Source organism: Bhargavaea ginsengi (genome assembly GCF_900109165.1).
Classification (GTDB): Bacteria; Bacillota; Bacilli; order Bacillales_A; family Planococcaceae; genus Bhargavaea; species Bhargavaea ginsengi.
Window position 1 is genome coordinate 150,711 of the sequence record NZ_FNZF01000001.1, and the last position, 13,910, is coordinate 164,620.

A 13,910-nucleotide genomic window follows, 5' to 3' on the forward strand; every position below is an offset into this window, starting at 1 on the left:
CCATCCTTTCAATTTTTAAGCAGGTTTTCTTTCATCAGCGCATCAAGCGCGCCAAGAATCGCGATCTGTACATGTTCGTATGTAAGACCGCCTTGGATATAAGCGGTATAGGGCGGGCGGATCGGGCCGTCCGCTGTCAATTCGATGCTCGAGCCCTGCACGAAGGTGCCGGCCGCCATGATGACATCATCCTCGTAGCCCGGCATGTACGACGGTTCCGGTGCAAAGTGGGCATTAACAGGTGAATGTGCCTGAATTTCCCGGCAGAAACGGATCATCTGTTCAGCATCATTGAAAGACACCGACTGGATGAGGTCCGTCCGGTCCGAAGTATAGTGCGGGGAAGTAGACATGCCCGCCGCTTCCAGCATCGCCGATGTGAAAATCGCACCCTTGACGGCCTGTGCCGTCACATGAGGAGCGAGGAAGAAGCCCTGATACATGTCGGGGAGCGTACCAAGCGACGCACCCGCCTCTGCTCCTATACCCGGAGAAGTCATCCGATAAGCACATTTTTCAATAAGATCTGTACGTCCAGCCAAATAGCCGCCGGTTTTGGCGAGACCTCCGCCGGGATTTTTGATAAGGGAGCCTGCCATCAGGTCGACCCCCACCTCGGTCGGTTCTGCAGTCTCGACAAATTCTCCGTAGCAGTTATCAGTGAAAATGATCGCTTTTGGCGCAATCTCCCGGACCTTCTGCACCATCTCTCCGATCTGGCCGACTGTAAAACTCGGACGCAGGGAATATCCTTTCGAACGCTGGATGGCAATCATTGCCGTCTTTTCGGTTACGGCATCACTGACGGCATCGAAATCGACAGTTCCGTCCGGTTTCAGGTCGATATGGCGGTAGGAGATCCCATAATCACGGAGCGAGCCCGTGTCTTTCCCTTCCGGTCCCGAAACGATCGAGGCAAGTGTATCATAAGGTTCACCCGTGATATACAACAGTTCATCTCCGGGTCGGAGCACCCCGAATAGGGCGATGGAAATGGCGTGGGTGCCCGAAATGATCTGGTTGCGGACAAGTGCCGATTCCGAACCGAAAGTTGAGGCATACACCCGCTCCAGTACCTCGCGCCCCTCGTCATCGTATCCATAGCCCGTCGATGGGTTCATATGATGGTCGGAAACCCGATTCTCCCTAAAAGCAGCAAGTACTTTTGCCTGGTTAAAGAGCGCGATGTCATCCGCCTTCTTCAGGAAGGGGGTAATTTTTTGCTCGGCATCCTTTTTCCAAGTACCGATTTGTCCTGTGATGTCCATGATGTTGTTCAAACGTCCTCTTTCCTCTCTGGTGCATAGTCATCCACCAGTATACCGCATTGCCGGACTGCTGCGGATAAAGACGAGGCATCGGCTTTCCGGTAAAAACAGCAGACAGGCTTCCGGGAAGCATCGCACATCTGCTTCCCGGAAGCCCGTCATTGTTCACACCGTTTCTGCTGATTCTTCCTTTGGCGCCAGATTGACCGGACGGGCGGGGACGAACGTGGAGATCGCATGCTTGTAGATCAGCTGCTGTTTTCCGTCCGTCTCCAGCAGCACTGTGAAGTTGTCATAGGACTTCACTTGCCCTTTTAGCTGAAAACCATTGGTCAGGAACACGGTTACGAAAATCCCGTTTTTGCGGATCTGGTTCAGGAACGTATCCTGGATGTTTGCTGACTTCATTGCACCTATTCCTCCGCTCTCTCTTTATGTTGGCATGGGCCTTGTCTTATGTATTCCTTTTCACCGACCCGAAATCCTTCATCATTGTAAGTATTTTTTCCGTATTCTGCCGTGTACCGTCCGATGCCTCAAGCCAGTGCACGTCCAGCTTGTTCCTGAAGTAGGTGAGCTGGCGCTTTGCATAGCGCCTCGTATTGCGTTTTGTCAGGTCAAGTGCCTGCTCCAGATCCGTCTCGCCATTCAGATAGGATGCAATCTCGCCATATCCGATTGCCTTCATGGACTGGCTGTCGCCGAACCCTGCATTCAAGAGTCGCAGGACTTCCTCTGTCCAGCCTTCCCGGATCATGAGGTCAACCCGTTGGTTGATCCGCTCGTATAAGATGTCCCGGTCCATTGCCAGGCCGATGATCAGATGGTCGTAAAGCGGCTCCGAGCCTTTGCTTCCTTCCGCCTCTTTTTTCGACTTGCCGGTGAGGGATGCAATCTCGATGGCGCGCAATACACGGCGCGTATTGTTTGGATGGATTTCCTTTGCAGCGGCAGGGTCCTGTTCCTTAAGGAGCTCATGAAGCCGGCCGGGCCCTTGTTCCTGCAGGATGTCCTCCAGCCGCTCCCTAAGAACCGGATCGTGTTTTTGCTCGGTGAACCGGAAATCGAACAGGACTGACTGGATGTAGAGGCCCGTGCCGCCTGCGATGATCGGAAGCTTACCTCTTGAACGGATTTCCGCAATTTTCTCACGGACAAGCCTCTGGTAGTCCGCCACTGAAAAATCGTCACCCGGGCCCAAGATATCAAACAGATGGTGCGGGACGCCGTGCATCTCATCAGGAGTGATTTTTGCCGTGCCGATATCCAGGCCGCGGTAGACCTGGAACGCGTCACCGTTAATGACTTCGCCGCCTGCCGCTTCCGCAAGACTGACACTTAATGCGGTTTTTCCCGATGCCGTCGGTCCTACGATCGCCACCACTTCCGGGTACAAGATTCCGGTCATTGCAAGATCCACTCCCTGATAAATTCGGTGACGCGGCCTTTTTTCGGTGAATGCAGAATCTCATGGCGGCCATCATCCACAAGATAAACGGTGACGTTTTTGATCCCGTTCTCCGAATACTGGCGGGCGACATTCCAGATACCCGCCCCGCTTTTGCCGACGGGATCCTGTGATCCTGAAATCAGCAGGATCGGCAAGCCGGCAGGTGTTCTGGCAACTTCACGGTCTTTGTGGATCAGATCAAGTCCGTCGAACAAATCTGAAAAAAATCCCGTAGTCGAGACAAATCCGGATTCTTCATCGTCCAAGTATGCCCTGACTTCCTCGGCATCATCCGTCAGCCAGTCAAATGGCGTCTCCGCATCGGGAAACTGAAGGTTATAGCCACCGAACGTCAAAGAGTTCAATAACTGGTTCGGCTCTTTTTCCATTCCCGCGGCACTGAATGCCCTCGCAACCAGTCGCCCCGCCATGATGGCAGGGCCGGGATGATCGCCCGAGCCCATGAAGACGGCCCGGTCCAAAGTATCCCCGTAGCGCTGTGTATAGCGCCTTGCCACAAAAGAACCCATGCTATGCCCGAATATCGTGAAGACGGGGGATGGCCGGTTTTGGCGGATCAGGGAAACGACTTCATAGACGTCCTGCACAACCCGTTCAAATCCGTCTTCCTCAGCGAAATACCCCCTGATGCCGTTTAGCCGTTCCGTCCTCCCGTGGCCGCGGTGGTCATGACCGCTGACAATGAAGCCGGCCTTCCTTAACTCTTCTCCAAACTCTTCGTATCTGCCGATGTGTTCGGCCATTCCATGTAGCAGGTGTATATGGCCCTTTGGCCGCCCTTCCGGCTCAGCTACAAACGCACTGACCATATGGCCGTCAGTCGTTTGGATGGTCAATCTCTCCACTCGGTCATCCTCCTTGCAGACCTGCCGTCTGTCCGATGGCAAGGTCAAGCTCATCAAGCATCTTTACTTTTTCCTCCGAGCTCAGGGATAGCAGGTCCGCCATGTATGCTGCAACCTTGCTTCCTTCCTCCTGTACACGGCCGGCATCAAAAAACATCCAGCCCGTTCTTCGTACGAGGAAATCGGCCGGTGTTGCGGCCATCTCCGCATGGATCGCATAGAGGATGCGCCCCCTGACAGTGGCACTGAGACCAGCACCGTCACCTGCAGCATGGGCAAAACGAAAGACCAGATCGGCATTCGTGCCGTAGAAACCGGCAATTTCGAGCCCATCTTCATACGTAAGGCCGTATAGTTCCGCCTCATTCGCTTTGCCCCTGATGAAGTTTTCCAGATGGTCCGGATCGTCAAAATCTCCGCCGGACAGGCGCAAGTTTCTTGTAATGCACGGACCGAACGTACCGCCATTGTATCGCCGGACAATCCGGTCGACGGCATCCTCAGCCATTTTTCTGTACCCGGTCAGCTTGCCTCCGGCCATGGTAAGGAGTCCCGATGGAGATTCCCAGATTTCGTCTTTCCGCGAAATTTCCGAAGGGTTCTTTCCTTCCGCATGGATCAGAGGCCGGACTCCCGCCCAAGTGGACTCCACATCATTCCTGACCAGCCGGACTCCCGGAAACATACTGTTGGCGGCCTTTAGAAGGTACTCAACATCTTCTTCGGTTGCTGCTGCTTTTGCAGGATCACCATCATAGAACGTATCGGTCGTGCCGACATAGGCCTTGCCGTCCCTCGGGATGGCGAAAATCATCCTGCCGTCAGGACTGTCGAAATAAACAGCCTGCCTGAGCGGGAAGCGGGACTGGCTGATGACAATATGAACACCCTTTGAGAGGCGGAGATGTTTGCCGTTGCTGACGTCATCCAGTTCCCTCACTTCATCCACCCATGGTCCTGCCGCGTTGACCACATGCTCCGCTTCCGCTCGAAAGCGGCTATTGTCCAACTTGTCCCGGACGTGAGCGCCAACGACTTTGCCTTCTCTGTCATAGATGAATGCTTCTGCCTTGCAGTGGTTCAGGCAGAGGGCCCCTTTTTCAGCAGCTTTTTTCAGGACCTCTAACGTCAGTCGTGCGTCATCCGTGCGGTATTCCACGTAATGGCCGCCCCCGAGCAGACCCTCCCTGTTCAGAAGCGGTTCAAGCCGGAGCGTTTCCTCCGGCGAAAGCATCGTCCTGCGCTCGCTTTTCTCCACTCCGGCCAGACGGTCATACATGGCCAGTCCGGCGGATGTCATAAACGGTCCGAATGTGCCGCCCTTGTGGAAAGGCAGCAGCATCCGTTCCGGCTCGGTGACATGGGGGGCATTTTCATAGACGATCTTCCGCTCCCGTCCGGTTTCGGCGACGATCTTCAGCTCCATCTGCTTCAAGTACCGGAGTCCGCCATGGATGAGTTTTGTAGACCGGCTGGACGTGCCTTCCGCGAAGTCCTGCATGTCAACGAGCAGAACGGACATCCCCCTTGTCACGGCATCCAGTGCAATACCGGCACCCGTGATCCCTCCTCCGATGACCAGAAGATCAAATTGAAATTTGGAAGCATGCTGTTTCATCTTCGGCCTGAGCAATGTTGAAAACATGGTCGCCACTCCTCTCACATTCTAAACGAACGCGTTGCTTCCACCGCTTTCTGCCAACCTCCGTAAAGACGGTCCCGCTCCCCGGGATCCATCTCCGGAGCGTACACTTGTCTGGACCGCCACATGGATGTGATTTCGTCGCAGTCCTTATAAAAGCCGGTTGACAGCCCCGCCAGATAGGCGGCTCCGAGCGCGGTCGTCTCTTTTAGCTCGGACAGTTCCACTTCGGACTGAAGCATGTCACTTTGGAACTGCATGAGGAAGCTGTTATCGACGGCTCCGCCGTCCGCCCGGAGGCGCTTGACGGGAATCCCGGCATCCTTCTCCATGGCATCCAGGACGTCTTTTGTCTGGTAGGCGAGCGACTCGAGTGTGGCACGGATAAAATGTTCCTTCTCCGTGCCGCGTGTGAGGCCGAAAATCGCGCCGCGGGCATCCGGATCCCAGTAAGGCGTCCCGAGGCCGACGAAAGCCGGCACTACATAGACACCGTCTGCAGAACTGACCCTTGCTGCATACTGCTCGCTGTCCCCGGCCTTTCTGAGCATGCGGAGCCCGTCACGAAGCCACTGGATCGCGGAACCTGCTACAAACACACTGCCTTCCAAAGCATACACCGGCCCGTCACCGATATCCCAGGCGACGGTCGTCAGGAGTCCATGACGTGATTCCGTCGGCTGTTTGCCCGTATTCATCAGCATGAAGCAGCCAGTACCGTATGTGTTTTTCGCCATGCCTTTCTCGAAACAGGCCTGGCCGAAAAGTGCTGCCTGCTGATCACCCGCCGCACCGGCAACCGGCACTTTGCCGCCGAAGAAAACGGACGGATCGGTGTGGGCATACACCTCGGATGAAGGCCGAACATCAGGAAGCATCTTCATTGGAATATCGAGAATGCCGCACAGTTCCTCGTCCCACCTCATATCGTGGATGTTGAACAGAAGCGTGCGCGAAGCGTTTGTCACATCGGTCACATGGACAGCTCCCCCCGACAGCTTGTAGATCAGGAAACTGTCGATCGTGCCGAACAGAAGATCACCCGACTCTGCCTTTTCCCTCGCCCCCTCTACCTTGTCGAGAACCCACTTCACCTTCGTCCCGGAAAAGTAAGGGTCCATCACCAGACCCGTCTTTTCCCTGAACAGGCGCTCGTGCCCGGCATCCTTCAGTTCATTAATGATGGGCTGCGTCTGGCGCGATTGCCAGACGATGGCGCGGTGGACAGGGCGTCCGGTTTTCCTGTCCCAGACGACTGTAGTCTCACGCTGGTTCGTGATGCCGATCGCCCCGATCTGATCATGGGAAGTGCCGCTTTCGGTCATGACCGCCGCGATGCAGGACAGGACTGATCCCCAGATTTCATTGGCATCATGCTCCACCCATCCTGGCTGCGGGAAATACTGCCTGAACTCCTGCTGTGCGGAGTGGACCACCCGGCCCTCACGGTCAAACAGGATGGCGCGGGAACTGGTTGTTCCCTGATCGATTGAAAGAATGTAAGTTTCCATACAGCTCTCCCCTTTCGTCCTACATGACGCGCTTGAACATCTTTTCTATTTCATACGTGGAGAAATGGATGATGACCGGCCTGCCATGCGGGCATGTATAGGGACTTTCCGCCTGGCCCAGATCATGAAGAAGCTGCTCCATGTCCGCGCGGGTCAGATAGTGATTGGCCTTGATCGAACGTTTGCAGCTCATCAGAATCGCAGTTTCCTCAAGCAATTTGCCGATATCGGCACTGCGTTCTTCCATCGCCTGTTCCACGAGGGCATCAATGATTTCCTCTTCCGATCCTGCAGGGAACCAGGAAGGGTGTTCACGCACGACGAACGTCCTGTTTCCAAACTCCTGCATATCCACTCCGACCGATGCCAATGTCTCGCGCTGTTCACGGATCCTTTCCATGTCATCCGGCGGATAATGGAAGGTCATCGGGATCATCAGCGTCTGGCGTTCATTGCCGTCCGCCCTCTTTACTTTTTCACGGAAATACTCGTATTTGATCCGTTCCTGGGCGGCATGCTGGTCCACCAGATAAAACCCGTCCGTGCTCTGTGCGACAATATATGTGCCGTGAATCTGGCCGACCACCTCGAGCTCGCCGAACGGGACTTTCCTGGAATGCTCGTCCGTTCCGTGGGCATCCCGGACAAAATCAGAAGCAGGTTCCGTGTGATCCTCTGTTTCTGTGCGGGCAGAAGGTTCGGCGATTATCTGGACATCCGATGGAAACTTGGATGCTTCTTTATTTGGATTGCTTTCCTGAACCGAAAGCTGCAGGCCGCTTCCGAATGTCTTTGCAGAAGTTTCGGGTTCGGATATGGGGTGATCCGGCCTGGGAATATCCGATATCGGGGACACGGGATGGTAAATGGTTTTTCCAGCCTCCGGCATAACCCGATTCTCTTGCTGCTGATGCCAAAGGGAAGTCTGCTCTGTTTTCGGCCGTGCTTCTTTTGGAGGCTTTGCGGCAGGCGCGCCGATGGAACCGGCAACTGCCCGCCTCACCGCATCACGGATCAGTGCGCATAGTTCCGGCTCCTTGCTCAGGCGGATCTGCTGTTTTGCAGGGTGTACATTCACATCCGTCAGATAAGGATCGCCCTTAATGTCGATGACAGCAATCGGATAGCGGCCGATCGGCAGGTATGTGTGATAAGCATCGATTACAGCTTTCGTCACTGCAAAACTCTTGACCCACCTACCGTTCACCAAAACGGTCATATAATTTTTCGAAGCCCGCGTGATATCAGGAAGCGCGCAATAACCGGAGACCTCGTAATCGGCAGACTCTCCACTGAATGAGAGCATTTTCCTCGCTGTCCCGGCACCATAGATATCCGAGATGACCTTGAGCAGATTGCCGCTGCCGGAAGTCCTCAGATGCTCCTGTCCGTTATGGATTAGCCGGAATGCGATCCCGGGATGGCTAAGTGCGGCCCGGTTCATGTAGTCGATGGAATGTCCGAGCTCGGTCTGGATCGTCTTCATGTATTTCAGTCTGGCCGGTGTATTGAAGAAAAGTTGGGAAACGGTGATATCTGTTCCCTTCCGGTAGGCGGCCGGTTCCTGACCGATAATGCGGGTGCCTTCGATGCGGATCCGGCATCCGCCGGATTCGCCGTCTGAGGTCTTCATGTCCACCTTGGAAACCGCCGCGATACTGGCCAGCGCCTCCCCCCGGAAACCGAGCGTCCGGATCCTGAACAGATCATGCTCATTGCCTATTTTGCTTGTTGCATGTCTGGAAAAGCAGAGCAGGGCGTCTTCCGCGTCCATCCCTTTTCCATTGTCGGTCACCCGGATGGAGGTGAGTCCTGCTTCCTCCAGCCTCACCTCGATTGAATTGCCGCCGGCATCTATTGCATTCTCAACAAGTTCTTTCACGACAGATGCCGGCCGCTCCACCACTTCGCCTGCTGCGATTTTATTGGAGAGCGGCTCATCCATCAGAACAATATGTCCCATCAGATCACCTTCCGTTCTGTCTCAGTCGTTCCTGCATGCCGTGCAGCCATTGGAAAGCATCCATCGGAGTCATACGGAGAAGGTCCAGCCGTTCAATTTCATCCGACAGGTCAGATACCGGCCCTTTGGCGTTCTGCACGGCTTCTTCCTCGACCTCATCGAATAATGACATCTGGCCTGCAGGTTCTGTCTGTGGAGGATTCGCCGGCCGATCGGCTTCGAATTCCCCAAGCAATTCGTCAGCACGGCGGATAACACTTTCCGGAAGTCCGGCAAGCTCCGCCACCTGGATCCCGTAACTTTTATCCGCAGCCCCTTCCTTCACCTTATGAAGGAAAATGACCCGCCCGTTTTGTTCGGCTGCTGCCACATGAACGTTTTGCAGACGGCCGAGCGTCTCGGAAAGGCCGGTCAATTCATGATAGTGGGTGGAGAAGAGTGTATTCGCACCGATCTCATCATGAATGTATTCCATCATCGCCTGGGCAAGGGCCATCCCGTCATAAGTGGAGGTGCCCCGCCCGATCTCGTCGAAAAGCAGCAGGCTGTCCGGTGTCGCATTCGCAAGGGCCAGCCGTGATTCCATCATCTCGACCATGAATGTGCTCTGCCCTCCGGCCAGATCGTCCGCAGCGCCGATGCGCGTGAATATCTGGTCGGTCACCGGCAGCTCGGCATGGTCTGCAGGAACGAAGCAGCCGATCTGCGCCATAATGACAGTCAGCGCAACCTGCCGCATGTATGTACTTTTACCTGACATATTCGGACCCGTGATAAGAAGCATATTCGCCCCTTCATCCAGGATGCAGTCGTTAGGCACGTACGTTCCGTCATCAAGCATCTTCTCGACTACCGGATGGCGGCCTCCAGTGATTTTCATCTTACGGCCGGCGTGGAAGGCGGGCTTCGCAAACCGGTACTTTTCCGATACTTCCGCAAAAGCGGTCAGGACATCCAGGGTGCTGAGGCGGTCGGCAAGGCCCTGAATCTGAGGGATATGCTGCTTCACCTCTTCCCTGACTGCCTGGAACAGCTCCGCCTCCAAAAGAAGCGCTTCTTCTTCTGCGTTGAGGATGATCGCTTCCTTCTGCTTGAGTTCAGGGGTGATATACCTTTCCGCATTGGCCAGCGTCTGCTTCCGGTCATAGCGCTCCTGATCTACGAGGTGGACATTCGACTTGGTGACCTCGAGATAGTACCCGAATACCCTGTTGTAGCCGATCTTAAGCGATTTGATGCCGGTCTTTCTGCGCTCTTCCGCTTCCAGAGCGGCAATCCAGTCCTTCCCGTTCCTTGAGGCATCGCGCAGCTCATCCAGCCGTTCATGATAACCTTCACGGATCACGCCGCCCTCCTTATTGCTGAGAGGGGGATCATCAGTGATGGACTTTTCCAGAATTCCGAGAACAGCGGTACATGGATCGATCGCTCCTCCCATTCCCTTCAGCTTATCTCCTCCGGAAGACCCGAGTGCACTCCGGATCGGCCCGGCCTGTGAGAGGGATCTGCGGAGCTGGGCCAGTTCCCGGCCGGTGGCATTCCCTAGTGCAATCTTTCCCGCCAGCCGTTCGATATCATAGACACCCTTCAGGAGCTCGCGGATTTCGCCCCGGACAAAGAAATCACCGATCAGCTCCTCCACAGCATCTGTCCGGTCCAGGATAGCGCGCTTCTCGGCCAGCGGCTCATGGATCCACTGTTTAAGCTTTCTCCCGCCCATCGCTGTCACTGTTTCGTCCAGCAGCCAGAACAGCGAGCCTTTTTCTCCGCCTCCCCTGATCGACCGGACGAGTTCGAGGTTCCTTCTGGAGTTTGGATCTATGGATAAAACGGACTTCCGCTCACGGTAAACAACCGGGCGGAGATGGGACAGCGACCGTTTTTGTGTGCGGTCCAGATACCGGAGCAAACGCACCGCAGAAGGCCGGATCGGTTCCGGGCATGCGGCGGTGAGCACTGCCTCACCTTCCTGTTCTGATTCGTCGTTTTCGATAGAAAGCAGGATCGAGCGCGCCTGGGCCTGCTCGTGCAGATCCAGGTACAGTTCATCCGGAACGACAATTTCCCGGATCTGGAGCGCCTCCGCTTCGGAAATAAGCGATTTTGGATCGTGGCCTGCATAGGTTGCAGTTCCTTCTCCAGTCGACAGATCAATGCGCACCAGTGCGTATTCGCCTTTCCGTGTCCTTCCCGCTGATCCGATATATACGTTGGACTTCTCACCGACTGTCCTTCCTTCCGTGAGGGTCCCTGGTGTGATCAGCTGGATGACTTCCCGCCTGACGATCCCCTTGGCAAGCGCAGGGTCCTCTGTCTGCTCGCAGATCGCGACCTTATAGCCTTTGCGGACAAGCGTTTCGATATAGCCGGCGGAAGAATGATACGGCACGCCGCACATCGGGATCTTCCCCGATTGTCCCCCGTCTCTTGCAGTCAATGTGATTTCAAGAATCTGCGACGCCTTGAGCGCGTCCTCGAAGAACATTTCATAAAAGTCGCCCAGCCTGAAAAACAGGAAAGCGTCCTTGTAGTCCTCTTTGATCTCGAGGTATTGCCTCATCATCGGTGTCAATGTTTTTACTGTCATCGTTGCACAACTCCCGTAAACCTCAGTATTCCTTCAATTATATCAGAGACCCGGACAACAGAAAAAAACCGGGGAAGCTCCCCGGCTTTTAGAGTGAGCTGGAATCCTTGTCGGACTCGCCCTTCTCGTGACCAAATCCTTTTGTATAATCTTTTCCTTCCCCATGTCCGTCAGAAGATGACGAACTCTCATCATCAAAACGCCATTCTTCCTCAAAGTCATCCGGATGTACCTGAACGCATACCTTCGTCTCTCCGACCACCTCTGCAAGGAGTTCGCGCTCGACCGAAACGCTGAATTTCTCTCCGCACTTGGTGATGACCGCCTCTGTGCAGTTCGGCTGCTGGATGACCTTGATGTACACTTCTTCGTGTCCGCCGGTCGCACCGTCCCGGTAATGGAGCCGGACTCTGTCCCGGTAGCTGATTGTTTCCGTGTAAACCGACGTCTTCGAGTGATCATGGTGGGAGTACCAGACGTTGATGTCGAACTTGCCGGACACTTCCACATACTTGCCGTACTTCTTGGACTGATGGGTGTGGTTGATGATCCAGCAGCCCAGGATACCCGACGGCTTATTTGGCGGCCGCAGCACCTCCGTCGACTCCGATCTCTTCTTTCCTTTGGCGACTACCGCTTTCGTGACGATCTGCCGCAAGTTTTTCAGGGTCAACCCTCCTTCTTCGGTTCACTTCCATCCTATGCATCATTCGCCCAGGAAGTGAAAAAAGCCCGAAGGAAATTCTTCCTTCGGACTTTCGGTTATTGTTTGCCGCCGGGAGCGTTGCGTACCATAGAGCCGGTTTCACCGCGAAGAACGTCTCCTCCGGTTGACTCGATGATGCGGTTGGTCACGTCATTCGCAATCGTATTGGACACGAGTTGGAGCAATTGGTTCACTTCGATCTGGGAATGTTTGAACTCCTGGACGATCGGGACTTCGTCAATCTCTTTCTCGATCTGTTCGATTTTGTTCTCGACAAGGCCGAGTGCGCGCTCCTTGCCGTACTGTTGGAAATTGACCGCCTGTTTCTGGAGACTCTTCAGGCTGGCAATTTTTTCCCGGATCTTTTGGTTATCGTTGATCTGCGCCTCCGCACGCTTGAAGAAGTCCACTTCTTCGGTTTGGGCGATCATTCCGGCCAGTTCTTTCGCCTTCTCGATAATTTCGTGTTTCGTGTATGTTTTTTCCATCATATCCACCTTTTCTGCCGTCCGCAGTTTGCCGGGGCGGCAATCGGACAAATTTCACCGGCCGTTGACCGGATGGTTTCCCTCATTATACGAGACGGGGCATGCATGCGACAAGCCGGGCGTCCGAATGTCGGCACATTGACACATCTGGACGGGCGCGTTTCAAACCGAACGGCCTCCCGGATCGGGAGGCCGACAGTTCACCGTTTTCTCTTTTCAACAAGCAGTTTCATGGCTGTCCGTTCCTCTCCGGCAATCAGGATATCTGTGAAGGCCGGCGAGCAGGTCAGGTCATTGCCGCTCGGAGCGACAAATCCCCGTGCGATGGCGACAGCCTTGACTGCCTGGTTCAGTGCTCCGGCCCCGACAGCCTGCATTTCAGCATATCCTTTCTCCCGGATAACCGCGACCAGTGCTCCTGCGACAGAATTCGGATTGGATCGTGAGGATACTTTCAATGAGTCCATGCCTATCCCTCCTGTTTTTCCGCTCTTATGGAACCGGACTCTTCCATGCCATATTGTATGCGGTTGCCGGATAGCGCATGAACAGACGGCCAAAATGGCCTGCTCACCCTTTTAGCGGATGATCGTCGTTGATCAGGATTCTTTCACACCGGACGGCCTTTCCGGATTTCGGGTCGGCTTCGACGAAAAAGCCACCCAATTGGGTACGGCCTTTTTGGGGAACCTCGAAACGCGCAGGCAGGTTGGTGCGGAAGCGGTACAGAACTTCTTCTTTTCTCATGCCAAGAATTCCGTCATACGGACCGGTCATCCCTGCATCTGTAAGATAAGCCGTGCCTCCCGGAAGGATCCGCTCGTCCGCGGTCTGGACATGGGTATGGGTTCCTACCATAGCCGTCACCCGGCCGTCCAGATGCCACCCCATCGCAATCTTCTCGCTTGTCGCTTCCGCGTGGAAGTCTACGAACACAAGCGGCGACTCGGCTTTGGCTTGAACGATCAGCTCATCCGCCACTTCGAAAGGATCATTGTGGGGCGGCATGAACGCCCGTCCATGAAGGTTGATGACCGTCAGCAGGCCAGCTTCCTTCGTGACAGTCGTCATTCCCCGTCCCGGTGCTTCCGCCGAAAAGTTTGCCGGCCGGATCAGCGCATCCGTCCCGTCAATGAAGTCAAAAATCTCTTTTTTATCCCAAGTGTGGTTCCCCATCGTAATGACGTCCACCCCTCCGAAGATGAGGTCGTCATAATCCTGGCGCCGCAGCCCCTTGCCCGATGCCGCATTTTCTCCGTTGGCAATGACCACATCCGGTGAATATTTCCTCCGCAGTCCAGGCAATGTACGCCGGACCATGTCCATACCGGGTTCGCCGACAATATCTCCGATAAACAATATTTTCATTCGTTCTCTCCCCTTTCCGTTTCAGCAATGAAAAAGGCTTCCCGGACTTTCCCGGGAAGCC

General features: G+C 55.0%; 12 protein-coding genes. All 12 read right to left on the bottom strand.

From position 1 onward, the window contains the following. Positions 1 to 8: 8 nt before the first annotated feature. A complete protein-coding gene (locus tag BMX91_RS00735) occupies positions 9 to 1,268 on the bottom strand; it encodes a methionine gamma-lyase family protein (protein WP_092050674.1) in 1,260 nt (419 codons plus the stop codon). A 165-nt stretch (positions 1,269 to 1,433) separates the two neighbouring features. Next, entirely contained in the window at positions 1,434 to 1,676 is a 243-nt protein-coding gene (gene hfq / locus BMX91_RS00740) for an RNA chaperone Hfq (protein WP_092048837.1), read from the bottom strand. A gap of 46 nt (positions 1,677 to 1,722) precedes the next feature. Then, positions 1,723 to 2,676: a tRNA (adenosine(37)-N6)-dimethylallyltransferase MiaA gene (gene miaA, locus BMX91_RS00745; RefSeq protein WP_092048839.1), complete on the bottom strand. Its 954-nt coding sequence runs from the start codon at positions 2,674 to 2,676 to the stop codon at positions 1,723 to 1,725. Then, a complete protein-coding gene (locus BMX91_RS00750; protein WP_177168213.1) occupies positions 2,673 to 3,584 on the bottom strand; it encodes an alpha/beta fold hydrolase in 912 nt (303 codons plus the stop codon). Before BMX91_RS00750 ends, miaA begins: the two co-directional genes overlap by 4 nt. A gap of 4 nt (positions 3,585 to 3,588) precedes the next feature. After that, entirely contained in the window at positions 3,589 to 5,229 is a 1,641-nt protein-coding gene (locus BMX91_RS00755; protein WP_092048844.1) for a glycerol-3-phosphate dehydrogenase/oxidase, read from the bottom strand. 14 nt (positions 5,230 to 5,243) lie between these two features. After that, positions 5,244 to 6,737, bottom strand: coding sequence for a glycerol kinase GlpK (gene glpK / locus BMX91_RS00760; protein ID WP_092048847.1), 1,494 nt, complete (start codon positions 6,735 to 6,737; stop codon positions 5,244 to 5,246). A gap of 19 nt (positions 6,738 to 6,756) precedes the next feature. Then, the gene (gene mutL, locus BMX91_RS00765; protein ID WP_092048850.1) at positions 6,757 to 8,700 is read right to left on the bottom strand and encodes a DNA mismatch repair endonuclease MutL; all 1,944 of its coding nucleotides are present in this window, start codon (positions 8,698 to 8,700) and stop codon (positions 6,757 to 6,759) included. 4 nt (positions 8,701 to 8,704) lie between these two features. Then, positions 8,705 to 11,287: a DNA mismatch repair protein MutS gene (gene mutS, locus BMX91_RS00770; protein ID WP_092048852.1), complete on the bottom strand. Its 2,583-nt coding sequence runs from the start codon at positions 11,285 to 11,287 to the stop codon at positions 8,705 to 8,707. 88 nt (positions 11,288 to 11,375) lie between these two features. Beyond that, a complete protein-coding gene (gene cotE, locus BMX91_RS00775; RefSeq protein ID WP_177168278.1) occupies positions 11,376 to 11,954 on the bottom strand; it encodes an outer spore coat protein CotE in 579 nt (192 codons plus the stop codon). 95 nt (positions 11,955 to 12,049) lie between these two features. After that, positions 12,050 to 12,481 carry a RicAFT regulatory complex protein RicA family protein gene (locus tag BMX91_RS00780; protein WP_177168214.1) on the bottom strand — a complete coding sequence of 144 codons (432 nt, stop codon included), beginning with the start codon at positions 12,479 to 12,481 and terminating at the stop codon, positions 12,050 to 12,052. A 200-nt stretch (positions 12,482 to 12,681) separates the two neighbouring features. Then, positions 12,682 to 12,948, bottom strand: coding sequence for a stage V sporulation protein S (locus BMX91_RS00785; RefSeq protein ID WP_008297102.1), 267 nt, complete (start codon positions 12,946 to 12,948; stop codon positions 12,682 to 12,684). Between the two features lie 103 nt (positions 12,949 to 13,051). Then, on the bottom strand, positions 13,052 to 13,849 hold the full coding sequence (locus BMX91_RS00790) for a TIGR00282 family metallophosphoesterase (RefSeq protein WP_092048855.1): 798 nt from the start codon (positions 13,847 to 13,849) through the stop codon (positions 13,052 to 13,054). Between the last annotated feature and the right edge of the window lie 61 nt (positions 13,850 to 13,910).

Excerpts from the sequence above, each read along its gene's own strand:
- BMX91_RS00735 (WP_092050674.1), bottom strand. The coding sequence starts at position 1,268 with ATGGACATCACAGGACAAATCGGTACTTGGAAAAAGGATGCCGAGCAA.
- hfq (WP_092048837.1), bottom strand. The coding sequence starts at position 1,676 with ATGAAGTCAGCAAACATCCAGGATACGTTCCTGAACCAGATCCGCAAA.
- miaA (WP_092048839.1), bottom strand. The coding sequence starts at position 2,676 with ATGACCGGAATCTTGTACCCGGAAGTGGTGGCGATCGTAGGACCGACG.
- BMX91_RS00755 (WP_092048844.1), bottom strand. The coding sequence starts at position 5,229 with ATGTTTTCAACATTGCTCAGGCCGAAGATGAAACAGCATGCTTCCAAA.
- glpK (WP_092048847.1), bottom strand. The coding sequence starts at position 6,737 with ATGGAAACTTACATTCTTTCAATCGATCAGGGAACAACCAGTTCCCGC.
- mutL (WP_092048850.1), bottom strand. The coding sequence starts at position 8,700 with ATGGGACATATTGTTCTGATGGATGAGCCGCTCTCCAATAAAATCGCA.
- mutS (WP_092048852.1), bottom strand. The coding sequence starts at position 11,287 with ATGACAGTAAAAACATTGACACCGATGATGAGGCAATACCTCGAGATC.
- BMX91_RS00780 (WP_177168214.1), bottom strand. The coding sequence starts at position 12,481 with ATGGAAAAAACATACACGAAACACGAAATTATCGAGAAGGCGAAAGAA.
- BMX91_RS00785 (WP_008297102.1), bottom strand. The coding sequence starts at position 12,948 with ATGGACTCATTGAAAGTATCCTCACGATCCAATCCGAATTCTGTCGCA.
- BMX91_RS00790 (WP_092048855.1), bottom strand. The coding sequence starts at position 13,849 with ATGAAAATATTGTTTATCGGAGATATTGTCGGCGAACCCGGTATGGAC.